Here is a 21,594-nt window from a genome sequence, read left to right as displayed (position 1 = left end):
GGTGCTTGCATGGTGTCGGAGGCTGTGCGGCCCTACAATTGGCAGGAAAGCCACTTATCGATCATTTTCTGCCAGCCATGGAATCGGGTTCGTTCGCTCCGGAAGATCTGATAGGCCCCCTGGTCGTCGCGCTCGTCTATGACGGCCTGTGCACCTTCGAATTCGCCATCGTTGCCGAGGTGTTCGGATTGTCCCGGCCTGAAATGGGACGCGACTGGTATCGCTACGCCAGCGCGGCCATCGAGCCGGGGCCGCTTCGCGCCCATGGCGGGCTGACCCTTGCCGCGACTGCGGGGCTGGATCTGCTCGACCGTGCCGACCTGATCGTGGTGCCGGGCTGGAAAGGGGCGGCCGTGCCGGTGCCCGCCACGCTTGCCGATCGGCTGAGACGTGCCTGGGAACGTGGTGCGCGTCTGGCTTCCATCTGCTCCGGCGCTTTCGTGCTTGCCGCGACAGGCTTGCTGGACGGCCGCCGTGCGGCAACGCACTGGCGCTATGCCGAGCTGCTGAAGGCACGCCATCCTGAAATCGAAGTGGATGCCAGCGTTCTGTATGTGGAGGAGGGGCGGGTGTATACCTCGGCCGGCAGTGCTGCCGGCATTGATCTGATGCTCCACATCATCCGCCAGGACTATGGTGTGGATGCCGCCAGTTCCGTGGCCCGGCGACTGGTCATGCCGCCCCACCGCGGGGGCGGCCAGGCCCAGTTCATCGAAAGACCCGTTCCGGCGGATCGTGATGATCGGCTGGCCGGTGCGCTGGACATCATCCGGGCACAGCTGAACGCGGACTGGCCGGTGGAGCGCATGGCCGGTCTGCTGGCAGTGAGCCCCCGGAGCTTCTTCCGGCGTTTTCTGGACGCAACCGGGATGACGCCTGGCCAATGGCTGATCGACCAGCGTATTTCGCAAGCACGCCGCCTGCTGGAAACAACCCGCCTGCCGGTCGAGCGGGTGGCCGCCGAAGCGGGCTTCGGCAGCGTTCAGGTACTGCGCCACCACTTCCGCGAACGGCTGGCGGTTTCGCCCCGGGAATACCGCAAGAGTTTCGCTGCGCCCGGATCGGGTTCCACTGGGGCCTCGCGGTCCTGAAAGCCGCTCGCTGCGGTCTGCCCTCACCGGGCCGGAATGGCCGTGCTGCCGGTCGGATGTGCCCGAGCCGTCCCTGAGGTCATGCCATGCCGCGCACCGCTGCACAAGGAATGCGGACCTGTTGCCAAGGCCGCGATCCGGAACCGGTTCTCACTGGCCGTATTGAGCGACGCACCGATCGTGATGGTTCTCCAGACCCTGGTCGCCATGCTCACGAACCGGGGCGAACTGCACGGTGCCTCGCACAGCTTGCCGGGGGTCGCGTTGATCGGGCTGTTTTGCGGCCGCGTGTGCAAACCGCTTGGTCAGCACCTTCAGTCATCTGCTGATGGACAGCATCATGCATGCTGACGTCATGCCGTTTCGCCTTTCGTCATGGCAAGCCCCCTGTTTGGCCTCATCAGTGTGGAGTTCGTGCATCGATGCTGCCTCGCGGGGATCCTGTCAGGCGGACTGATCTGTCGGGCAAGAAAGAGAATCCGCGGCCGGGCGTGAGTTGCGCGGGCCTGCGCTCATGCGTCCGATCCGACCGTCTGTCCCGCGCAGCAAGTCATTGAATGACATACGGATCTCTCCTGCTGCCTCCTGTCTCTTGAGGCTTGTCAGCGCCTTCCGGCAAAACCTATCGTGCTCCCGGTCTGGGCGTCAGCCGGCGCCCCGCCGTCATGGAAGGGAAAACAATGACAGCCATATTCCGACGCGTATTTCTGCTGCTGATGCTGTGGGCGAGCAGCCTGCTTCCGGTGGCTCAGGCTGCGGACTTCACCGCAGGGAGCGAATATGCCAGTGGCAATGTAACGATCTGGTTCGAGTCACAGGTGAACACGAGCTGGGTCGATGCGCACTACAGCCTCGCAGGAGGCGGTCAGCAGAATGTGCGCATGAGCTGGAACGCGTCCAGCAGCCGCTACGAATACCGTTTCGCCGCAACGCTGGGCCAGTCGCTCAGCTACTGGTTTACCTACAACAATGGCAGTGCGGCCTACAACTCGGCCAGCACAAGTACGATCGTGAGCCAGGCCGCCACGACCGGGGCGAATTACACCGCGGGTGCCACGCTTGCCAACGGCAAGGCGACGCTGTGGTTCGTCTCGAAGGTGGCAACGACCTGGGTGGACGCGCATTACTCGCTGGCGGGTGGCGCGCAGCAGAACGTGCGCATGAGCTGGAATGCTTCCACCGCACGCTATGAGTGGAGTTTCCCCGCGCAGGCCGGGCAGACGCTGAACTACTGGTTCACCTACAACAACGGCACGCCGGCCTACGATTCGCCCAGCGCCAGCCTGGTGCTCGGCAGTGCCGGCAGCAGTTCGGCCAGCAGTGTGGCGAGCAGCGCCGCGAGCAGTAGCGCGGCCTCTTCGGCCTCCTCCAGCCGCGCCAGTTCGTCGGCCGCGAGCAGTGCCAGCAGCGTGAGCAGCAGCGCGGCTTCATCGATTCCGGTCGGCTCGCGCACGATGACCGTGCAGCTGAAGAACGGCACACGCGGCAACTTTGCGGACAGCCAGATCTACTGGGCCATCATCGGCCTGAATCCGGCGACCAAGGCCATGTCATACATCGCGAAGGACGGCAGCATGCAGCCGGCGCTGGTGTCCGACAATGATGCGAGTGGCCACCTCAGCAAGGCGGGCGTGAATTACGCCAACTATTTCCACACGCTGGCCGAGGCTTCCTGGGTGTCGATTGCGCCGCTCGAAGGCGCACGGCTCTTCATGAGCGTGGGCTCGCCGATGTACATCCGCATCGTGATGGGCGCGGACGGCAAGGTCGGCTTTGCCGGTGCGAATCTGGGCAATCCGCAGGATCCGAACCAGGACGTGTATTTCGATTTCGCCGAATTCACGCTGCTCTCGACCGGCTTCTGGGGCAACACCACCCGCGTCGATCAGTTCGGCTTCCCGCTGACCGCACGGCTTGTCGGCAACGACGGGGTGGACAAGACGGTTGGCGAGACCGAGACCCGCGCGGGCCTCTTCACCGCTTTCCAGCGCGAGGTGCCGGATGCCTTCAAGGGGCTGGTAAAGCAGCCCTACCGCATCCTCGCGCCGGGCAAGGGCACGATGGCGCCCGGGGCGGCCTACGCCGGCTACCTCGACAGCTATGTGAACGAGGTGTGGGACTACTACCGTACGAACGATCTGAAATTCTCCTTCCCGGATCAGGGCGTGATGTCGAGCTTCGTGGGCCGGGTCAGTGGAGACGTGTTCACCTTCAGCAAGAACGGTGGCGCGGAGTACGCCTACATCCGCAGCAAGCCTTCCACGCTGAACGTGCTGGAAGGCTCCGGCCCGCTGGCCTCCGGCTCACGCCTCGATCTGGTGGTGCAGGCACAGATCTGCGCCGCACTCAATCGTCATCTCGTGAAGACGGTGGCCGGCGAACTGTGGAGCGATGCGAGCACCTACTACGCCACCGCGCCGACCAACTACTACGCGAAGTTCTGGCATCAGCACAGTCTCGACAACCTGGCCTACGGTTTTGCCTACGATGACGTGCGGGACAAGAGCACGCTGCTGTATTCGTCGAAGCCGAAAGCGCTGGTGGTGAACATCGGCTGGTAGCCTCTTTCCTCGTTGCCTGGCGATTTGCCTGGCTCGTTCATGACCCGTGCTTCGGCGCGGGTTTTTTTGGGCTCTGCCGGTCTGCGCCGATTGCGGCAGGGGCACCCGGGCTGGCCTGAGGCTCACATCGGGTGCGGCGTTGCGGGCAGGGGACGGAGGTAGGTGTTGTCGAACTCGGCCTGCTCGATCAGCTGGAAGCCGTGCGCCAGATAGAAACGGTTGGCCGCGCTCTCGCGCAGCGCGCACACGCGGACAGGCAGGTTCAGCGCGGCCGCTTCATCCAGCACCTGCGTCATGACCGCATGGCCGATGCCGCGCCCCTGGTGTGCGGGCAGAAGGTAGAGATGGTCGAGCAGCAGGCAGTCGCGCAGGGCTTTCGTCACGACGAAGCCCACACGCTGGCCCTCATGCTCGATATGACGGGTGTCGGCGGGCGAGAAGCCGGCAAGCAGGCGGGCTCTGGCACGTGCCGGGTCAAAGCGGCCGATGCGCGTCAGGCTCTCCCGCATGGCCTCGATGCGCAGGGCAAGCAGGGCTTCGAAGTCTTCCGGCTGGGCGGCGCTGAAGCGGATGTCCGGCAATGTCGATGGCATGTCGTGTCGGGGGGATGAAAACCGGATCGATCAGGGTTTGGACTTGTAAATATCCGGCCGCAGGATTTCCATCATGCGGGCCGGATTGGCCAGCGACTCGAAACCGAACTGCCGGTAGAGGCCGTGCGCATCCCGGGTCGCCAGCATGAAGCGGCGCAGGCCCTGCAGCGCCTCATGCGCCATGATCGCGCGCATCAACTGCTTCGACAGTCCCTGGCCCCGGTGCGCCTCGAGAATGAATACGTCGGCGAGGTAGGCGAAGCTCGCGCGGTCGGTCACCACCCGGGCAAAGCCGACCTGCGCGCCCTGGTGATACACACCGAAGCACAGCGAGTGCCGGACGGCCCGCGTCACGACCTCCAGCGGAACGCCGGGCGACCAGTAACTGGTGCTGAGATAGCCGTGGATCACGGCCATATCGAGTCGCCCCGGATCGCTCGAGATTTCATAGCCGGGGACTTCGGACGTGTCGGACATGGGGCGTGTGACTCCGCAGGGTGTTCAGGATGATGCGGGCTTCATCGGCGCCTGCCGGCTCGCGATCCGCTCAGGCCTTCCATGATGCGCAATTGGCGCCGGCGAAGAAAGGGCTCGCGGCACTCCGCTGCGCGCGCCCGCTCTGCTCAGCCTGGCACGCGCTTGCTTGCCGCCCCCGGCTCAGCTGCCGAATCGATCCGGCAGGAAGGGGGTGGCGTCGACATAGGGCGTCTTCCCGTCGAACAGATCGGCGAACAGCCGGCCGGTCGCCGGGCCCAGCGTGAAGCCCTGGTGCGCATGACCGAAGTTGAACCACAAGCCCGGGTGCCGCGGCGCGGCGCCGATCACCGGCTTCATGTCGACCGTGCAGGGGCGCGCACCCAGCCAGGGCTGGGCCTCCACCGGCTCGCCGAGCGACAGGGCACGGCGGGCGACTTTCTCGGCCATCGCGAGTTGCACCGGCGAAGGCGGCGCGTCGCGCGGCGCGAGTTCGGCGCCGGTGGTGATGCGCAGGCCGGCGCGCATCGGAGCGAGCATGACGCCATCATCCGCACAGAGCAGCGGCATGCTGAGCTGGCGGGGTACCTGATAGTGGCGGTGGTAGCCACGCTTCACGAAGAGCGGCAGGCGATAGCCCAGCGGCAGGATCAGGTCTTCCGCCCAGGGGCCCAATGCGACGACCGCATCGCTCGTCTGCTGCGGGCCTTCTTCGGTGATCAGCGACCAGCCCTTGCCGGCCTGTTTGAGGCTGGAGGCGTCACCGCGCATCAGGCGCCCGCCACGCGCCGTGAAGAGCGCGGCATAGCGCGCCACGAGCTCACCCGGATCGTTCACCGCCCAGGGGTCGGTCCAGTGCACGCCACCGGCAAAGCGCTGCGTGAGCGCGGGTTCGGCGGCGCACAGCGCTTCGCCATCGAGCGCCGAGAACTGCACGCCATACTGGTCGTGATAGCGCTGCGCCTTGGCGAGGCCTTCACGGAAACTCGCGGCATGCCGCCAGGCGAAGTGGAAACCTTTCTTGCGCACCAGATCCTGCGCACCGGCCTGTTCGATCCAGTCGGCATGCTCGCTGGTCGAGTGCGCGATCAGCGTGGCCCAGTCTTTCGCGATGCGCGCATGCCGCGAAGGCATCGACGCCCACCAGTAGGCGGCAAGCCTCGGCATCAGGCCGGGCAGCGCACACAGGTGGTAGCTCACCGCCGGGCTCAGACGCAAGGCATGCTGAACGAGTTCGGCCGGCTCATGCGGCAGCGGATAGGGCTCGACCGCTTCGCGCTGGATGAGCCCTGCATTGCCGTAGGAGGTCTCGCGGCCGGGCGCCTTGCGGTCGACCAGCAGCACCTCATGGCCCCGCGCCTGCAGGTGAAGCGCGGTACTCACGCCGACCATGCCGGCACCCAGAACGATCACGCTGCGTGTCATGCGCGCCCCCTGCCGGAGAGGGGGCGGCGCAGGAGGAGACCGGGCGGGGAGGATTGCGCTGTCATGAGGGAATCCCTGTCTGAAATGGGGAGGGGCCGGACTGCGCCGCGCGGCGGGCGAGTTCCTGTTTCCGTCATTGTGCGCTGCAGCGCGCCTTACCAACAAGCCTGATGCGAAGCCCGGCCATCGCGGTCCGGCAACGACCGGTCTTCATTCAGACGGCATAAGCCCGCAGAAAGGCGTCCACCGCCCGCCCTGCCATGGCGCGGCCTTCGGCTTCGGGCACGCTGTCACGCACGCCCAGCAGCAGCACGTCGATGCATTCCGATTTGAGCAGGCCCATCAGATGTTGCGCGGCGACGGCGCTGTCGGCCTGCCGCAGGCTGCCTGCAGCCATGCAGCGCGCCAGATAGGCCGAGAGATTGGCCTGGCCTTCGGCCGGCCCCAGCTTGTAGAAGAGCTTGCCGAAGTCACCCTTGCAGGCTTCCGAGAACACCGTGCGATGCCAGCTGATCAGCTCCGGCTGGGCAATCAGCAGCAGGAAGCGTGCGCCGAAGGCGTGCAGCGCCTCGGCGGGGGTGCGCAGCGGGTCCAGCTCGCGGAAGACGCCTTCCATGTGCGTTTCGGCGAACTCGCGCATGGCGGCGGAAAACAGCTCGTCCTTCGAGCTGAAATAGCTGTACAGCGTGGCCTTCGAGCCACCGGCCCGGGCACAGATCTCCGACATCGAGGCCGCACCGAAGCCCAGCTCGCGGAAGACTTCCTTGGCGGCGTCGACGATGCATTGCCGCTTTGTCTCGCTTTTGGTTCTCACGTTTAACCTTTTTTGAACTTACCAGTACAGTTTTGATTGACAAGGGCGATCTGTCAAGGATACTGTACCGTACAGTTCAGTTAAGGACGCCGCTTGTGACAAACAGACACTCCCTCCCCCAAGGTGGTGCCCGCAACAGGGCACCTTTGCGCCGCACGCAGACCCTCGGTCTGCTGGCGGCCTTTTTATTCCTCGGTGCCTGCGCGCAGTTGCCGGATCTCGGCGAAGCGCCGCATCTGCGCGCTGCCGATGCCTGGCAGGCCGGCACCAGCCTGCGCGGTTACAGCCAGGTCTGGCCGGGTGGCAACTGGTGGCTGGAATATGGTGATCGTCAGCTGGACCAGCTGATCGCCGAAGCGCTGACGGATGCGCCCAGCCTGCGCGCCGCCCAGGCCCGCCTGCAGAAGGCCGAGGCCGGCGTGGCGAGCACGCGCTCGAATACCGGCCCGCAGATCAGCGGCAACGCCTCCTTCAACGAAGCCAAGCAGAGCTACAACTACCTCACGCCGAAGAGCATGGCGCCGCAGGGCTGGAACGATTACGGCCGGGTGTCGCTGGATCTGAGCTGGGAGCTGGATTTCTGGGGCCGCAACCGTGCGGCACTCGCTGCCGCTACCTCCGAGCGTGAAGCCGCTGCGGCCGATGCGGCCCAGGCCCGTCTGGTGCTGGAAACGTCCATCGCCAGCGCCTACGCCGAACTCGCCCGGCTGTTCGCGGCGCGTGATACCGCCGCCGCTGCCGTCGAAGTGCGCAGCAAGACCTCGCAGCTTTTCCATGAGCGGCAGGCAAACGGTCTCGAGACCCTGGGCAGCGTGAGGCAGGCCGAGGCGCGCCAGACGGCGGCCGAAGCCGATCTGCTGGCGGTGGATGAAGACATCGCCCTGCAGCGCAATCGCATCGCTGCGCTGATGGGTGCAGGGCCGGATCGTGGTCTCGGCATTTCCCGGCCGGCGATCTCGCTCGAGCGTGCGCCAGGCCTGCCCGCCGCCTTGCCCGCCGCGCTGCTCGGCCGCCGGCCCGACGTGGTTGCGGCACGCCTGCGTGCGGAAGCCGCCGCGAAGCGGATCGACGTGGCCGAAGCCGGTTTCTATCCGGATGTGAATCTCTCCGCCTTCATCGGCGCTCAGGCGCTGGGCATCGACAAGCTGTTCAGCTCGGGTTCCGACATCGGCAGTGTCGGCCCGGCGATCTCGCTGCCGATCTTCAGCAGCGGCCGGCTCAAGGCGCAATACCGCAGCAGCCGTGCCGACTATGACGAAGCGGTGGCGAATTACGACAGCACGGTGACCCGCGCGCTGCAGGACGTGGCCGATGCGGCCACCAGCCAGCGCGCGCTGGCCGAGCGTCTGAGCAAGACCGGTGAATCCGTCGAAGCCGCCCGCGAAGCCTGGCAGATCGCCCGCAACCGTTATGACGGTGGTCTTTCGAACTACCTCGAAGTGCTCAACGCCGAAGACAGCCTGCTCTCCGCGATGCGCGGACTCAGCGATCTGCAGTCCCGCGCCTTCACCCTCGATGTGGCGCTGGTGCGCGCCCTCGGCGGTGGCTACCGCGCGAGCTGAGGCGCGAGCCGAGATTTTCCTCCCCCCGGAACCGTTTTCAGGAAGAACCCGACATGTCAGAAATCAATCCCGTCGAAACCAGCGCCGTCGCCGAAGTGGATGCCCGCAACGGCCAGCGCCGCAAGACCCTGTTCACCGCCCTGGGCTGCGTCGTGGCACTCGCCGCGATCGGCTATGGCGCCTACTGGTCGATGTATGCCTCGCATTTCGTGACGACCGACAACGCCTATGCCGCCGTCGAGATCGCCCAGGTCACGCCGTCGGTGGGCGGCACGGTCAAGGAAGTGCGCGTGACCGATACTCAGGCCGTGAAGGCCGGCGAAGTGCTGGTCGTCATCGATGACAGCGACGCGCGCCTCGCGCTCGCCCAGGCCGAAGCCGAATATGGCCGTGCGGTGCGCAAGGTGCGCGGCTACCAGGCCACCGACACCGGGCTGGCCGCCCAGATTGCCGCCCGTGAAGCCGACGAGCAGCGCGCGGTGGCCCAGTTGGCGTCGGCCCAGTCCGACTTCGAGCGTGCCGACATCGACCTCAAGCGCCGCGAAGCGTTGATCGGCTCCGGCTCGGTCTCGGGCGATGAACTCACGCGTGCCCGCAATGCCTTTGCCGGTGCCCGCGCGGCACTGGAATCCGCCCGCGCCAGCCTCGCCCAGGCGCGCGCCAACCATGCTGCAGCAGTCGGCACGCGCAAGGCCAATGAAGCGCTGATCGACGACAGCACGCTTGAGACCAACCCCGAAGTCACGCTGGCCCGCGCCCGTCGCGATCAGGCGAAGATCGATCTGGACCGCACCGTCGTGCGCGCACCGGTCAATGGTGTCGTGGCGCGTCGCCAGGTGCAGGTAGGGCAGCGCATTGCGGCCGGCACCGCCCTGCTGAGCGTGGTGCCGGTAGACCAGATGCATGTGGACGCGAACTACAAGGAAGTGCAGCTCGAAGACGTGCGCGTGGGCCAGCCGGTGGAACTGCATGCCGACATCTACGGTAGCGGCGTGACCTACCGCGGCACCGTCAGCGGCTTCTCCGGCGGCACCGGCGCGGCCTTCTCGGCGATCCCGGCACAGAATGCCAGCGGGAACTGGATCAAGGTCGTGCAGCGCCTGCCGGTGCGCATCGAGATCAACCCGGACGATCTGAAGGCGCATCCGCTGCAGGTCGGCCTTTCCATGCATGCCACGATCGATACCCGCAGCAGCAACTGAGGCAGTTGTCATGAGTACGCAAAACGCATTGACGGATGAGATCAAGCCGCTGCATGGCGGCATGCTGATCATCGCTGCGCTCACGCTGGCGCTGGCGAACTTCATCGCCGTGCTGGACATGACCATCGCCAACGTGTCGGTGGCGACCATCGCCGGCGCGCTTGGCGTGACCAGCTCGCAGGGCACCTGGGTCATCACGTCCTATGCAGTGGCCGAGGCCATCACCGTGCCGCTGACCGGCTGGCTCGCCGGGCGCTTCGGTGCGGTGCGGGTCTTCGTGACCTCGATGGCGCTCTTCGGCATCGCCTCGATGCTGTGCGGCTTCTCGAATTCGCTGGGCCTGCTGGTGGCCGGGCGCATTCTGCAGGGTCTGGCCGGCGGGCCGCTGATGCCGCTGTCGCAAACCCTCCTGCTGCGCATCTTCCCGAAGGACAAGGCAGCGGCCGCGACCGGCCTGTGGGCCATGACCACCCTGATCGCGCCGGTGCTGGGCCCGATCGTGGGGGGCGTGATCTGCGATCGCGCGCACTGGTCCTGGATCTTCTACATCAACGTGCCGATCGCGCTGGCCTGTGCCTGGTTCGCCTGGGGGCTGCTCAAGCGCTACGAGTCGAAGCTGGTGCGTCAGCCCATTGATGTCATCGGCCTGGTGCTGCTGATCGTTTGGGTCGGTGCGCTGCAGATCATGCTCGATGAAGGCAAGGACCTGGACTGGTTTGCTTCGCCCGTCATCGTGGGTCTGGCCATTGTCGCCGTGATCGGCTTCGCGGCCTTCATGATCTGGGAGATGACCGAGCGCCATCCCATCGTTGATCTGCGCGTGTTCCGGCATCGGGGCTTCTCGATGGGCGTGCTGACCCTGGTGCTCGCTTTCGGCGCCTTCTTCAGCGTCAATGTGCTGACCCCGCTCTGGTTGCAGCAGCACATGGGGTACACCGCGACCTGGTCGGGGATGACGACGGCATGGAGTGGCGTGCTGGCAGTGTTCTGCGCACCCTTTGCCGCGATCCTGTCGGAGAAGATCGATGCGCGCCGGCTGGTGTTCTTCGGCGTCAGCTGGCTGGCCGGCATCACGCTGTGGCGCTCCTTCGCGACCACCGACATGACCTACTGGCAGATCTCCCTGCCGCTGCTGATCATGGGGGTCGGCCTGCCTTTCTTCTTCGTGCCGCTGACCGGGCAGACGCTGGGCAGCGTGGACGATGCGGAAACCGCTTCGGCTGCCGGGCTGATGAACTTCCTGCGCACGCTCTCGGGGGCTTTCGCGACCTCGATCACCAATGCCGCGTGGGACGACCGCATCCAGCTCAACCACGCCGAGATCGTCGCGCGCATCGATCAGGTGAATCAGGCCGGTCTGGTCGGTCAGATGGATCCGACCATCAATGCTGCGCGTGCGCTGCAGGACGCCGGCATCCTCTCGTCGATCGACCGGCTGGTCGAGAGCCAGAGCGTGATGCTGGCCACCAACCAGCTCTTCATGGCGATCGCGCTGATCCTGTTCGTGGCCGCCTGCAGCATCTGGCTCGCCCCGAGGGCGACCCGCGCGGTCGATCCCTCCGCCGCGCACTGAGCCCGCCGCAAACAGAAAGCCCCCGCATGCCGTCGGGCATGCGGGGGCTTTTTCATGCCTGCTGCGCTCAGCGCTTCAGGTTCGCCGGAAAGTCGGCCGGCAGCTCGCTGGCCGGGCAGCTGATGATGCTGTCGTCATCGGCGCCGCAGTCGCGCACGAAGGTGATGGTGGCGAATTCATCGATCACTTCGGTGGGATAGGCCGGGCCGGCGGCGCGGTACGACTCCATCAGCGGGATGTGCTCGTTCTGGAAGCACACCGTCTTCTCCGGGTTGTTCACCACCCAGCGCGGGAAGAAAATCGTGCCGTGGTAGATCATGTCGGTGAGGTTGGCGATCAGGCTCACGTCGGTGCCGGTGGGCTCGGTCCAGGAGATCTTCCAGGTGTTTTCGCCGACGCGGGCGATGAACACGCGCTGGTCCTTCACCCAGCGGTTGGCGACGATGCCGCTGTGGATGCGGTAGTCGATGGTGTGATCGTTCTTCACATAGATTTCGTAGTTCCAGCCGTTGTCGTAGGTGTAGATGATGTGCTTGCCGACGAAGGCGGAGAGGTCGTGCTTGTCGAATGTGGCCATGATGGGCTCCCTGGGTGAGTGGTGAGCCTTCATTCTGGCGAAAACACCCAGATTGATTGACGCTGAATTTCGATGCAATTCATCGGACTGGCGGATATATTCAGAAGGTCTTTTCTTTCCGATGGGCTGCCATGTCGCCGGGAACCACGCTTGAACAATGGCTTGTGCTGCAGACCGTGATCGAGGAAGGCAGCTATGTGCGCGCGGCCGAGCGCCTGTGCCGGAGCCAGTCGTCGGTGAGCTATGCGCTTGCCTCGCTGCAGGAACGCCTGGGCATCGAGTTGCTCGAGATCGTGGGTCGCAAGGCGGCGCTGACCGAGGCCGGGCGCCTGATGCTGGAGCAGGTACGGCCGCTGATCGAGGGCTTCCGTCTGCTCGAAGCACGCGCCTCGGGCATGCGTGAAGGGCTGCGCCCGAGCGTGTCGCTGATCGTGGATTCGGTGTTTCCCAAGCCGCAGCTTTTCGCGGCCTTGCGCGCTTTCCAGAGTGCCTATCCGCAGGTGCAGGTGCACGTCGCCGAGCTGCTGCGGACCGAAAGCGAGCAGGCCCTGCGCCAGCACGAAGCCGAGCTTTACGTGATTACCCAGAAGCCGGAAGACCGGGCCGGCGCGTCATTGCTGATGGAAGTGGAATTTCTCGCCCTGGCGCGTGCCGATCACCCGCTGCAGACCATTGGAGGCCCGCTGGGTGCGGCCCAGCTCGAGCAGCATCCGCTGGTGATGATTGCCGACCGTACCGAGCAGCGCACGCGGATTCGCGGTCAGGGCTCGGTGTGGTCCTTCACCACCATCGATGCCGCGATCGAGGCGGTCTGCCATGGTGTCGGCTATGGCTGGCTGCCGCTGCACCGGGTCAGCGGCCAGATCGAACGCGGCGAGTTGCGAGCACTGGCGCTGCTGGCAGGCGAGCGGCGCAAGACGCCGCTCTACCTGGTGTTCGACAATGAGGGGCTGGCCTATGACAGAGCCGTTGCCGCACTGGCCGGCTTTCTGCGCGAGGCGGGTGCGCCGGCCTAGCGATTGCTGCTGAAGGCGAGCCGGCAGGCCAGAGCGACGAAGATGCCGCCGGCGATGCGGTTGATGAGCTGCTGCGCGCGGTCCGATTGCTTGAGCCAAGCGCCGATCAGGCTGGCCGCCCAGGCGATGAGGCCGAAGATCACCAGCGCGGTGAGCATGAAGAGCAGGCCCAGCAGCATGACCTGCTGCGGAACCGGCCCACGGGCGGGATCGGTGAATTGCGGCAGGAAGGCCAGAAAGAAAATCGCGACCTTCGGATTGGTGATGTTCATAACGATGCCTCTGGCATAGAGGCGAAGGCCGCTGGTGTTCGCCTGATCCGGCCCGGAAATGTCCGAAGGCCGGGCGGTGAAGGATTTCCAGGCCAGGTAGAGCAGGTAGCCGGCGCCGGCCATCTTCAGCAGGTTGAAGGCGAGGGCCGAGGACTTCAGGATCGCCGCCACGCCCAGCGCGACCGCGCTGATGTGAAAGAGCAGGCCCGAGCAGAGCCCCAGGGTGATGATCAGTCCGGTGCGTCGGCCGTGCAGTGCGGACTGCGTCAGCACGAAGAGATTGTCCGGCCCGGGGGCGACCGAGAGGGCGGCGGAAGCCGCGATGAACAGCAGGATGACGTCGACGGGAATCATGGGCGGAATGCGGTGGCCGGGGGATGCCGCGACTATAGCGCGCCCGGCCGGTGATGTCCCTGTGCCGGCCGGCTCAGCTTTGCCGCGCGCCCATGCTGCCGGGGGCCGGCAGCCGGCAGCAGGTCGAGCGTGAGGCACGGATGATCTGGCGGGATCACGGTCCGCGGCGGCAGTTCGTCTGCCGGCAGGAAGCCCAGTCGGCGCAGCAAGGCCAGACTGCGCGCGTTGCCGGGGGCGGCGGCCGCGACGACCCGCTTGCAGCCGCCAGGCTGCGCGTGCCGATCCAGCAGTGCCCTGATGCACTCGCTCGCCAGCCCTTGGCCCTGGACCGCCGGTGCGAGCCAGTATGACAGCCAGTACGTGCCCGGCCTGCCCTCGGGGAAGAGGCCAATCTGGCCGATGCAGGCCGGCGAGGCGAGCAGGGTGAGCGACCGCAGCCGGGGCTCGCCATCATGCCGGCAGCATTTCTCCAGCCAGGCTTTCAGCTCGCCGGCGCGGTGCATGCGGGCCAGCGGCAGATCTGCAGGAAAGGCCGGGTCGCTCACCGCCTCTTCGAGCGCGGCGAGGTCCTCAGGCTGCGCCGGCCGGATCCGGCAGCGCGGGGTGTCGATCAACAGCTCCGGCACGATCTGGCTTACTGCGCCGCGATGCTTCACAGCCGCTTTTGCCAGTAGGCCACGTCCAGCCACTTGCCGAACTTGAAGCCGACCTCTTCGAAATGCGCGATCTTCTTCATGCCGAGCTTCTCGTGCAGCGCGACGCTGGCTTCGTTCGGCAGGGCCACTCCGCCGATCACCGAATGGATACCGCGCCGGGCGAGTTCGGCGAAGAGCGCTTCGTACAGCAGCCGGCCCAGGCCACGGCCGGTGCAGTCATGCCGCAGATAGACCGAGGACTCGACCGAGAAGCGGTAGGCCGAGCGCGGCTTCCACTTGCTGGCGTAGGCGTAGCCTTTCAGCTGGCCGTCTTCCTCGAAGACCAGCCAGGGCAGCGAGGCTTCGCTCACGCTCTTCAGGCGGTTTTCCATCTCGGTCGTGCTGACCGGTGCTTCCTCGAAGCTGACGGTGGTGCCGGTGATGTAGTGGTTGTAGATCGTGGCGATGTCAGCGGCATCGGAGGGGCAGGCGCTACGGATCAAGACAGGCTCCCTGTGAGGCGGGGGAAAGCTGGGGGATTCAGGGACGTCCTGACCAGGCACTGGCCACCGCAGGGTGTGTGCGCAGGGGTTTGTCCCTGAAAGCGGGTTCGGCGCCATTGTCATCCACGCAGTCGGCGCCGGCAATTGCCTGTCATGAATGGCGCCGGATGCTGCCGGCGAATGAGCCGGGCTTTAGCGCCGCTTGCGCCGCGCACGCTGGGCGCTGCGCTCCATGTCGCGCAGCAGTTTGCCGAACTCGATGGGATGGGCGGATTCGAGCTCGCGCGCGCTGCGGGAGAGCTTCGTCCAGGGCGGCGGGAAGGTGGGGTCATTGAAGGCATACACGATGCGGTTGCCGTCACTCATCACGTCAACCACCACCTTGCGGCCATCGAAGACTTCGTCGATGAGCTCGATATGGGTGTCGGCCGTCAGGCCGTGGCCCGAGATGTTGGCGACCAGCAGGCCGCGCGGCTTCAGATGGCGGCGCAGGCTGGCGTAGAAGGCGGCGGTGCAGAGCTGCGGCGCGACGCCTTCCTCGTCATAGGCGTCGAGCAGGATCGCGTCGGCGCCATCGGCCTCGCCGGCGAAGTAGTCGGCGGCATCGGCCTGCACGATCTTCAGGCGCTCGTCGTCGGGCGGGATCATGAACCAGTCGCGGCAGGCGATCACGCCTTCCATGAGCTCCACCGTCGTGACCCGGCTGCGGGCGAGCTGGCGGTAGCAGTACTTGGTGAGCGAGCCGCCGCCGAGCCCGACGATCACCACATGCTTCGGGATCGGGTGAAACAGCAGGAAGCCGAGCATCGCGCGGGTGTAGGCGATGGAGAGCGTGTCCGGCGCATCGAGCCGCATCTCGCTCTGCACCAGGCGCAGGCTGAAGTGCAGGCGGCGCACCGTGCCGTCGTCGATCACGAAGGGGTGCGGATAGATGCCGTCCATGAGCTGGTGCAGCAGCAGCTGGCGGTTGCGGCTTTCGGGTTCGCGCAGCCAGATCAGGCCGGATTCCTTGAGGTGGCTGGCGGGCAGGCTGATCCAGCCGGCGGGGGCGGGTGAAGCGGGCATTCGGTGTCTCGCATGCAGCGGCGGGCGCTACTGCAGCATGAAGGTTTCGTATTCCAGGTGGTCGAGCTTGTGGTCGAGCAGGTAGAGGCCCAGCACCAGGGTCAGCAGCGTGGCCGCGCAATAGCCGTAACCATACCAGCCGGCACCGAGTCGCAGGGTGACCAGGGTCAGCAGGAAGTTTGCCAGCGCGAAGCAGAGCGTGAGCATCAGCACGATGCGGCGCTGATCGAGATAGAAGAAGACGTTGAGCAGGGCGAGCAGGCCCACCTGCAGGCTGGCGCCCACGGTCTGGATGTAGAAGAGCGACAGGTAGAGCTCCGAGATGCCCAGCGCGCGCAGCGCCGCCGGGCCGGCGACCAGCGCCACAAGCAGCGCGAGCGTCTGGATCTTGGCGATCTCGAGCAGGCCCTGGCGGATCGCATAGACCATTTCGTCGCGCATGGTCTCGATGTAGGCCAGCGAGCCACCCGAACGCACCGCATCGTAGAAGCGGTCGTAATACTCCACGAAATCGGTCTCGATGCGGACCAGGAATACGGCCATGCCGGGAATGATGAAGAGGTAGGCCATGAACACCGGCAGGTCGTAGATCACCGAGGCGCGCAGCGGCCCGATGATGGCCGAGGAGGTGTCGGGGAAAAACCAGAAGATGAACTTGTCGGCCCACACGCCGAGGTTGTAGAAGAAGCCGATCGCCATCAGCGAGGGATACAGCGTTTCGATCCGGGTGAATTCGAAGCTCACGAACTGCGGCGAGCGGAAGTGCCACACCACCAGCAGCCACATGCCGAAGAAGAGCAGGAACTGGCCCAGCACGAAACCGGCCAGCAAGCCTTCCAGACCCCATGGACGGGCGAGCAGCGCACCGACCACGACGACGGCATAGCCGCCGGCATACAGCGCGACGATTGCGCCGTAGCGCTTGAGCCCGGAGAGCAGGATGGTGGTGATCCAGATGCAGCAGAGCAGCACGAAACCGCTGAGCATCAGCAGGCGATAGACCACGCCCATGCCCGAGAACAGGGTCAGCGCCAGCACGACACCCAGCCCGCCCGCCACCAGCGCGGTCAGCATCAGCACGCCGTTGAGGCCGGAGAACACCAGCTCGTCGCGGTGTTCGAACAGGCGGTCTGAAATGAAGCGGGTGAAGGCCAGCTGCACCGCGCCGGTCAGGATCAGGGAGCTGGCGATCAGCCAGGTCACCGAGACCTGGAACTGCGTGATCTGCACGCCCGGCACCACCACCGCATGGGAGAGCAGGCCGATCGCAAGGATGCCGACGATGGACAGGATCCATGGCCCCGAGCCGATGACGCCTGCATAAGCGTAGGCCTGCAGCAGACCCAGCAGGGTATCTTTCCTGAGCAGCTTGCGCAGCTCGAAACCGATGCCGGCCATCAGCCACCTTCCTTCCGGTGGACCGGGCAGCGCAGCGGCGCCGCCTCTGCGGCTGACGCGACCGGCGCCGTGAGTGCCCGGTCATAGACCTCGCGGTAACGGTCGAACATCATGTAATCGGCATAGTATTTCTCGACCCGCGCGATGCCGGCGGCCTGCGCGGCATGCCAGTTGTCCGGCTGCAGCAGCTCGATGGCCGCTTCCGCAAAGGCCTGCGGATCGGCGATGCCCACCACCCGGCCGGCCGCGCCCAGTGCGCGGTCTTCTTCGCCCAGGCCATAGACCAGTTGCCGGCAGGAGCCGACATCGGTGGCGAGCGCGGGCACGCCCGCGGCATAGCCTTCCAGGATCACCAGCGGCAGCGCTTCGGAAATCGAGGAGAGCACGGTGATGCCGATCTTCGGCATCAGCTCGTCGATCTTCTGGAAGCCGAGGAACCTGAAGCGATCGCCCAGCCCGAGGCCTTCGGCCAGCTCGCGGCATTCGCGCGCATAGCCCGGGTCTTCATCCTCCGGTCCGGCGATCCAGCCTTCGGCTTCCGGCATGCGATTGAGCAGGATGCGCATCGCGCGGATGAAGGTTTTCACATCCTTGATCGGCACCACCCGGCCGATCAGGCAGAGCACCGGCGGGATGTGGTCGGCACGCTTCGCTCGCAGGGCGGAGAGGCGGCCGATGGCGACGCCATTGGGAATGTTGAAGGTACGTTCAGCTCGGGCGCCATCCGCCACCTGGCGAAGGCGATTGTTCTCGTAGAGCGCGATGATCGGATCGGCCGCGTCATAGCACATGCGGCCCAGCCATTCGAAGAAGTGGATCCACATCGTGCGGAAGTAGGAGAGCTCGGTCGAATCTTTCTGGAACACGTTGCGGTTGTCGCGGATCCACTCGCTCTGATAGAGGTCGATCTTGCGTTCCTTGGTGTAGATGCCGTGCTCGGAGAGGATCAGCGGAATGCCGCGCGAGCGCGCCAGCAGCGCACCGAGGAAGCCGGCGTAACCGGTCGAGATGGTGTGCAGCGCACGCACCGGAATCAGCTCTTTCGCGACCCGTGCCAGCATCCACAGCGGCAGGTGCATGATGCGCACCGTCCAGAAGTAATCGACGAAGGAAGGGTCGGTGCAGAAGCGCCGGTAGTTCGCGCTGATGAAGCCCCAGGCCTGCTCCGAATGCAGGAAGTCTTCGCTGGTGAGGCTGCCGCCGGGCATCAGCTCGCTGGCGAGCGCTTCGAAGGCGGAGAGATCCGGCGTGCCTTTCTGGCGGAAGGCTTCATGCAGTGCGACCACGCGCGCGAAGGCTTCCATGTTGCCCGCGCGCGGTGCCACCTCGATGCCGTGGCGGCCGAGGTCGTCGTGCATGAAATGGGTTTCGAGATGCACCACATTGTCGGGCAGGGCATAGCGCGGCTCGCCATAGTCGCTGCGCCGGCTGCCGAGAAAGACCAGCGCGAAGCGGATGTGGGGGAAGGCGCGGATGATCTGGTTCACCCAGCTCGACACGCCGCCCGACACATAGGGAAACGTGCCCTCCAGCAGCAGGGCGACATCGGCTTCGGCCGCCTTCGGGAATGCCTGTTCGCTCATGCCTCGCTCCAGAATCTGAGCACCGGTTCGAGCCGGCGCTGGTCGGGATATTCGCGCAGCGACATCAGGAGCCGGCGCACCTCGGCGAAGTCCCGGCGCAGGAAGGCCAGCTCGGCCAGATAGGGATTCACGCGCGGCGCCGGCAGGCCCAGTTCGATCGCGCGCCGGTAGGCTGCTTCCGCGGCCTCGTTGCGGCCCAGCTCATGCAGCAGGCGGCCGTGGCGCAGATGCAGGCTGGCGTCCGCGTCTTCCAGCGAGGCTTCAAGGAAGCGCAGGGATTCCTCCGCCGCATGGCGGCGCAGGTCGCCCTGGGCAAGCTCCTGATAGATGGTCTCCCAGTAGAGCGCCGAGAGGCGGCGTGCGGCGGCGCGGCGTGCGGTCTCGCTGCCGGCGTCCTGCCAGGCGAGGCGCCAGGTGTGGATCTCGGTATTGAGGCGCTTCTCGCGCGTCTCGAGCATGCCGTAGGCGAGCAGGCGCAGGTCTTCGGAGGAGGCCGAGAGCAGGTCGCGCAGCAGCGGGCTGGAGAAACGCGCCGGCGCATTCTGCAGGCCCACCAGGGCGCGCAGGCGCTGCTCGACCGGCGCGCGGTCATTGCGCAGGAACTGGCCGAGCCCTGCCTGGCGGAAAGCACCGGTCTGCTGGTACTCATGCGGATCAAGCGCCGGCAGGCTCAGCGAATGGAAGCGGCTGCGGCTGCCGGGCGCGGGCAGCAGCGGCAGGCAGACCAGGCCCAGCAGCACGCCCACCATGCCGAGCACCGGAATGAAACCGGAGAGGCTGAAGATGAAGAGCCAGGTGCGACGCCGTGAGCCGGGCACGCGGCCGTGCAGGCTCAGCAGGACCAGCGAGGCCAGCACCGCGCTGGCCAGCAGGTGGGTGAGCAGGAAGGAGACGAAGAGCAGGTCGGACTGGCTGCGCGAGACGAGCAGCTGCAACCCGGCCGAGAGCTCAAACAGGAGTGCGAGGCAGGCGAGCTTCAGCTGCGACATCACAGGTCTCCAGTATTCGGGCCAGCAGATCGGGCGGGGCTTCCTGGCCCAGATGCCAGACGCGGCTGTGGATGCCCAGTCCGGCCAGATCGCTGTCGTAGTTGCCGGCCAGCCAGCGTTCGATGCGGGCGAGGTAGCCCTCCACCGCGGCGTCCGGCGCCAGCGGCAGGATGGCGAGCAGGCAGCGCGGCTCGCCCGCCGCATTGCTGATCATCCAGGTCACGTCGAGCGAGCGCTGCTGGCGCAGCATCCACATCGGCAGGTCTTCCGGCAGATCGCTGGCCGGGAAGACCATCGCCACCAGCGCGCTGGGCACGCCGGATTCGCACTTCAGCCGGTGCAGACGCTGCAGCTCCAGCGCGAAGGGTGCGGGGCAGGCCGGCCAGGCCGCCTGCAGCGGGGCCACGAGGGCCGACATTGCAATGCTGTCGGCATAGTAGCCGAGCATCAGGTTGAGCACCTGCAGGTTGTCTTCCTGCAGCGAGAGGAAGGGCAGGGCCTCGATCACCAGCAGGGCACGCAGACCGTGCGCCGCATCCGTCACCGGCGCCACCACCAGATAGCGGCTGTCTTCGCGATGCTCGGCCGTCTGGCTGGCAACATGGCTCAGCTCGCCGTGTTCCAGCGCATGGCGGATCAGCGGATCGGCCGCGTCGAGCATGAAGGCGGTGCCCAGAAAGCTCGCGGCTTCCGGCTGCAGGCCGCCATCGCTCACCGGTACGACAGCGGCATGCTCCACCTGGCAGAACTGCACGGTCAGCTTGAGCAGCTTGTCGGCTGCGGGCAGCGTACCCTGGTGCGTGTCTTCGAGCCCGGCCACCAGTTCGCGCAGGCCGACCAGCGCATCGCGCATCGAAACCGGCCGGGAAAGCAGGTCCTGTTCCAGGCTCTCGTGCGAGAGGCGCAGCAGGTAGTGGGTGCGGGTGAGGCTGTCGAGGCGCCGGTCGAGATAGTCCTGCGTGGCTTCGGCGCGGCCCAGGCGCGCGCGCCATACCGAGGCGAACTCGCCGGCCAGCATGGTCATCATCAGCCCGCCGAGGAAGTAGAGCTTGGGCAGCACCTGACTGCCATGCAGGCCGACCAGCACGAACCAGCCGGCCAGCAGCACGCCTGCCGCGCCAAGCCCCGCAATGGGGCCGTAGCGCAGGGCGAGCAGCAGCGGCGCGAGCCAGGCCCAGGGAAAGCCGCTGCGCACGAAGAGCGGATCCTCGGGGCTGATCCAGGCACCGAAGGTCATCATCAGGACCGGCAGCGCCACGGCCTCGAAAACCGTGGCGACGCGGGGATCCGCAATCGGCGCAAGCAGGCGGGTGAAGCGTTCTTTCATACCGGACGCGGCATCAGGGCTTGCCGATGCCGGCGGCGAGCATGCGCTTGATCAGCCCCTGCGCCACGCCGGCGAGCGTTTCGCGGCTCCAGCCCGAGCGCGCCGCCACGGCACTCCAGAGCACCTTGCCGCTGCCGACCTCGATGATCTGCAGGCTGACACCCACGGCCGGCTCGCCGTCTACGCCGACCTTGTAGCGCCACTCCTGCACGCTGCCGGCGAGCGCATAGCGCGCGTTGCTGCTGCGTGCCCAGCCCATGGCCTGCTCCATGCCGCGGGCCTGGCCGGTGTCGAAGAGGCTGTCGTCCTGCATCGATTGCGGGTAGCGCTGCACGCTGGCGATGCCCTGGCTCTGCAGCAGGCCCAGCGCGATGCTCTCGGCACGCTGGGCGGCCAGCGGCGTTTCGGTCGCGTTGCTGAAGGGCAGCACGACCCAGGCCGCGCCGCGGTCGGGCCGGATCGGCGGAGCGCTGTCGAGGGTGGCGCAGGCGGCCAGTGCCAGCGCGGCCAGCAGGGTGAGGCCGCGCCGAAGGCGGGTGGGGCTGAGGGAGATCTTCATATCCGATCCTTTCCTGTTTTT

At 66.3% G+C, this 21,594-nt stretch carries 20 protein-coding genes; 6 read left to right on the top strand and 14 right to left on the bottom strand.

What is annotated here, in order from left to right:
* Nucleotides 1-77 precede the first annotated feature (77 nt).
* Together ftrA and ABDB87_RS06085 are read left to right on the top strand one after the other, a co-directional pair.
* Complete coding sequence (gene ftrA / locus ABDB87_RS06090; RefSeq protein ID WP_345925074.1) at nt 78-1,091, top strand: transcriptional regulator FtrA; 1,014 nt, start codon at nt 78-80, stop codon at nt 1,089-1,091.
* Nucleotides 1,092-1,771: 680 nt separating this feature from the next.
* A complete protein-coding gene (locus tag ABDB87_RS06085; protein ID WP_345925073.1) occupies nt 1,772-3,652 on the top strand; it encodes a glycoside hydrolase family 64 protein in 1,881 nt (626 codons plus the stop codon).
* Nucleotides 3,653-3,774: 122 nt separating this feature from the next.
* On the opposite strand, the gene ABDB87_RS06080 is transcribed toward ABDB87_RS06085, so the two are convergent.
* From ABDB87_RS06080 to ABDB87_RS06065, 4 genes are all read right to left on the bottom strand, one after another.
* The gene (locus tag ABDB87_RS06080) at nt 3,775-4,245 is read right to left on the bottom strand and encodes a GNAT family N-acetyltransferase (RefSeq protein WP_345925072.1); all 471 of its coding nucleotides are present in this window, start codon (nt 4,243-4,245) and stop codon (nt 3,775-3,777) included.
* Nucleotides 4,246-4,275: 30 nt separating this feature from the next.
* Nucleotides 4,276-4,722 carry a GNAT family N-acetyltransferase gene (locus ABDB87_RS06075; protein ID WP_345925071.1) on the bottom strand — a complete coding sequence of 149 codons (447 nt, stop codon included), beginning with the start codon at nt 4,720-4,722 and terminating at the stop codon, nt 4,276-4,278.
* Nucleotides 4,723-4,902: 180 nt separating this feature from the next.
* The gene (locus ABDB87_RS06070; protein WP_345925070.1) at nt 4,903-6,144 is read right to left on the bottom strand and encodes an FAD-dependent oxidoreductase; all 1,242 of its coding nucleotides are present in this window, start codon (nt 6,142-6,144) and stop codon (nt 4,903-4,905) included.
* A 214-nt stretch (nt 6,145-6,358) separates the two neighbouring features.
* The gene (locus ABDB87_RS06065; protein WP_345925069.1) at nt 6,359-6,958 is read right to left on the bottom strand and encodes a TetR/AcrR family transcriptional regulator C-terminal domain-containing protein; all 600 of its coding nucleotides are present in this window, start codon (nt 6,956-6,958) and stop codon (nt 6,359-6,361) included.
* Nucleotides 6,959-7,104: 146 nt separating this feature from the next.
* Here ABDB87_RS06065 and ABDB87_RS06060 point away from each other — a divergent pair, with 146 nt between their 5' ends.
* The 3 genes from ABDB87_RS06060 to ABDB87_RS06050 are packed head-to-tail and all read left to right on the top strand — an operon-like array spanning nt 7,105 to nt 11,295.
* Nucleotides 7,105-8,520 carry an efflux transporter outer membrane subunit gene (locus ABDB87_RS06060; RefSeq protein WP_345925068.1) on the top strand — a complete coding sequence of 472 codons (1,416 nt, stop codon included), beginning with the start codon at nt 7,105-7,107 and terminating at the stop codon, nt 8,518-8,520.
* 53 nt (nt 8,521-8,573) lie between these two features.
* Nucleotides 8,574-9,722, top strand: coding sequence for an HlyD family secretion protein (locus ABDB87_RS06055; protein ID WP_345925067.1), 1,149 nt, complete (start codon nt 8,574-8,576; stop codon nt 9,720-9,722).
* A gap of 10 nt (nt 9,723-9,732) precedes the next feature.
* Complete coding sequence (locus ABDB87_RS06050; protein ID WP_345925066.1) at nt 9,733-11,295, top strand: DHA2 family efflux MFS transporter permease subunit; 1,563 nt, start codon at nt 9,733-9,735, stop codon at nt 11,293-11,295.
* Nucleotides 11,296-11,362: 67 nt separating this feature from the next.
* Here the strand turns inward: ABDB87_RS06050 and ABDB87_RS06045 are convergent, their stop codons facing one another.
* Nucleotides 11,363-11,872: a phenolic acid decarboxylase gene (locus ABDB87_RS06045; RefSeq protein ID WP_345925065.1), complete on the bottom strand. Its 510-nt coding sequence runs from the start codon at nt 11,870-11,872 to the stop codon at nt 11,363-11,365.
* Between the two features lie 131 nt (nt 11,873-12,003).
* Between ABDB87_RS06045 and ABDB87_RS06040 the strand changes: the two genes are divergently transcribed.
* A complete protein-coding gene (locus ABDB87_RS06040) occupies nt 12,004-12,888 on the top strand; it encodes a LysR family transcriptional regulator (protein WP_345925064.1) in 885 nt (294 codons plus the stop codon).
* Here ABDB87_RS06040 and ABDB87_RS06035 read toward each other — a convergent pair.
* The 9 genes from ABDB87_RS06035 to ABDB87_RS05995 all read right to left on the bottom strand — a co-directional run bounded on the left by ABDB87_RS06035 (nt 12,885) and on the right by ABDB87_RS05995 (nt 21,573).
* Nucleotides 12,885-13,514 (bottom strand): LysE family translocator, encoded by a 630-nt coding sequence (locus ABDB87_RS06035; protein WP_345925063.1) that lies wholly within the window; start codon nt 13,512-13,514, stop codon nt 12,885-12,887. The two genes, ABDB87_RS06040 and ABDB87_RS06035, sit on opposite strands and share 4 nt — an antisense overlap.
* Before the next feature lie 32 nt (nt 13,515-13,546).
* Complete coding sequence (locus ABDB87_RS06030; protein ID WP_345925062.1) at nt 13,547-14,128, bottom strand: GNAT family N-acetyltransferase; 582 nt, start codon at nt 14,126-14,128, stop codon at nt 13,547-13,549.
* A gap of 38 nt (nt 14,129-14,166) precedes the next feature.
* The gene (locus ABDB87_RS06025) at nt 14,167-14,652 is read right to left on the bottom strand and encodes an arsinothricin resistance N-acetyltransferase ArsN1 family B (protein ID WP_345925061.1); all 486 of its coding nucleotides are present in this window, start codon (nt 14,650-14,652) and stop codon (nt 14,167-14,169) included.
* A 192-nt stretch (nt 14,653-14,844) separates the two neighbouring features.
* Nucleotides 14,845-15,717: a spermine/spermidine synthase domain-containing protein gene (locus tag ABDB87_RS06020; RefSeq protein ID WP_345925060.1), complete on the bottom strand. Its 873-nt coding sequence runs from the start codon at nt 15,715-15,717 to the stop codon at nt 14,845-14,847.
* A gap of 27 nt (nt 15,718-15,744) precedes the next feature.
* Nucleotides 15,745-17,115 (bottom strand): exopolysaccharide Pel transporter PelG, encoded by a 1,371-nt coding sequence (pelG, locus tag ABDB87_RS06015; RefSeq protein ID WP_345925059.1) that lies wholly within the window; start codon nt 17,113-17,115, stop codon nt 15,745-15,747.
* Nucleotides 17,115-18,698, bottom strand: a complete 1,584-nt coding sequence (gene pelF / locus ABDB87_RS06010) for a GT4 family glycosyltransferase PelF (RefSeq protein WP_345925058.1) — start codon at nt 18,696-18,698, stop codon at nt 17,115-17,117. The genes pelG and pelF overlap by 1 nt, the downstream gene beginning before the upstream one ends.
* On the bottom strand, nt 18,695-19,687 hold the full coding sequence (locus ABDB87_RS06005) for a hypothetical protein (RefSeq protein ID WP_345925057.1): 993 nt from the start codon (nt 19,685-19,687) through the stop codon (nt 18,695-18,697). Before ABDB87_RS06005 ends, pelF begins: the two co-directional genes overlap by 4 nt.
* Nucleotides 19,647-21,014 carry a PelD GGDEF domain-containing protein gene (locus tag ABDB87_RS06000; protein WP_345925056.1) on the bottom strand — a complete coding sequence of 456 codons (1,368 nt, stop codon included), beginning with the start codon at nt 21,012-21,014 and terminating at the stop codon, nt 19,647-19,649. The genes ABDB87_RS06005 and ABDB87_RS06000 overlap by 41 nt, the downstream gene beginning before the upstream one ends.
* A gap of 13 nt (nt 21,015-21,027) precedes the next feature.
* The gene (locus ABDB87_RS05995; RefSeq protein WP_345925055.1) at nt 21,028-21,573 is read right to left on the bottom strand and encodes a hypothetical protein; all 546 of its coding nucleotides are present in this window, start codon (nt 21,571-21,573) and stop codon (nt 21,028-21,030) included.
* Between the last annotated feature and the right edge of the window lie 21 nt (nt 21,574-21,594).

The organism is Uliginosibacterium paludis (assembly GCF_039631355.1).
Classification (GTDB): domain Bacteria; phylum Pseudomonadota; class Gammaproteobacteria; order Burkholderiales; family Rhodocyclaceae; genus Uliginosibacterium; species Uliginosibacterium paludis.
Note: the sequence above shows the minus strand (reverse complement) of the source record. Positions and strands in the feature narration are given on the sequence as shown.

What these genes read in the sequence shown, in the direction of transcription:
- ftrA (WP_345925074.1), top strand. Translation starts at nt 78, where the DNA reads ATGGAATCGGGTTCGTTCGCTCCGGAAGATCTGATAGGCCCCCTGGTC.
- ABDB87_RS06085 (WP_345925073.1), top strand. Translation starts at nt 1,772, where the DNA reads ATGACAGCCATATTCCGACGCGTATTTCTGCTGCTGATGCTGTGGGCG.
- ABDB87_RS06080 (WP_345925072.1), bottom strand. Translation starts at nt 4,245, where the DNA reads ATGCCATCGACATTGCCGGACATCCGCTTCAGCGCCGCCCAGCCGGAA.
- ABDB87_RS06075 (WP_345925071.1), bottom strand. Translation starts at nt 4,722, where the DNA reads ATGTCCGACACGTCCGAAGTCCCCGGCTATGAAATCTCGAGCGATCCG.
- ABDB87_RS06070 (WP_345925070.1), bottom strand. Translation starts at nt 6,144, where the DNA reads ATGACACGCAGCGTGATCGTTCTGGGTGCCGGCATGGTCGGCGTGAGT.
- ABDB87_RS06055 (WP_345925067.1), top strand. Translation starts at nt 8,574, where the DNA reads ATGTCAGAAATCAATCCCGTCGAAACCAGCGCCGTCGCCGAAGTGGAT.
- ABDB87_RS06050 (WP_345925066.1), top strand. Translation starts at nt 9,733, where the DNA reads ATGAGTACGCAAAACGCATTGACGGATGAGATCAAGCCGCTGCATGGC.
- ABDB87_RS06045 (WP_345925065.1), bottom strand. Translation starts at nt 11,872, where the DNA reads ATGGCCACATTCGACAAGCACGACCTCTCCGCCTTCGTCGGCAAGCAC.
- ABDB87_RS06040 (WP_345925064.1), top strand. Translation starts at nt 12,004, where the DNA reads ATGTCGCCGGGAACCACGCTTGAACAATGGCTTGTGCTGCAGACCGTG.
- ABDB87_RS06035 (WP_345925063.1), bottom strand. Translation starts at nt 13,514, where the DNA reads ATGATTCCCGTCGACGTCATCCTGCTGTTCATCGCGGCTTCCGCCGCC.
- ABDB87_RS06020 (WP_345925060.1), bottom strand. Translation starts at nt 15,717, where the DNA reads ATGCCCGCTTCACCCGCCCCCGCCGGCTGGATCAGCCTGCCCGCCAGC.
- pelG (WP_345925059.1), bottom strand. Translation starts at nt 17,115, where the DNA reads ATGGCCGGCATCGGTTTCGAGCTGCGCAAGCTGCTCAGGAAAGATACC.
- pelF (WP_345925058.1), bottom strand. Translation starts at nt 18,698, where the DNA reads ATGAGCGAACAGGCATTCCCGAAGGCGGCCGAAGCCGATGTCGCCCTG.
- ABDB87_RS06005 (WP_345925057.1), bottom strand. Translation starts at nt 19,687, where the DNA reads ATGTCGCAGCTGAAGCTCGCCTGCCTCGCACTCCTGTTTGAGCTCTCG.
- ABDB87_RS06000 (WP_345925056.1), bottom strand. Translation starts at nt 21,014, where the DNA reads ATGAAAGAACGCTTCACCCGCCTGCTTGCGCCGATTGCGGATCCCCGC.
- ABDB87_RS05995 (WP_345925055.1), bottom strand. Translation starts at nt 21,573, where the DNA reads ATGAAGATCTCCCTCAGCCCCACCCGCCTTCGGCGCGGCCTCACCCTG.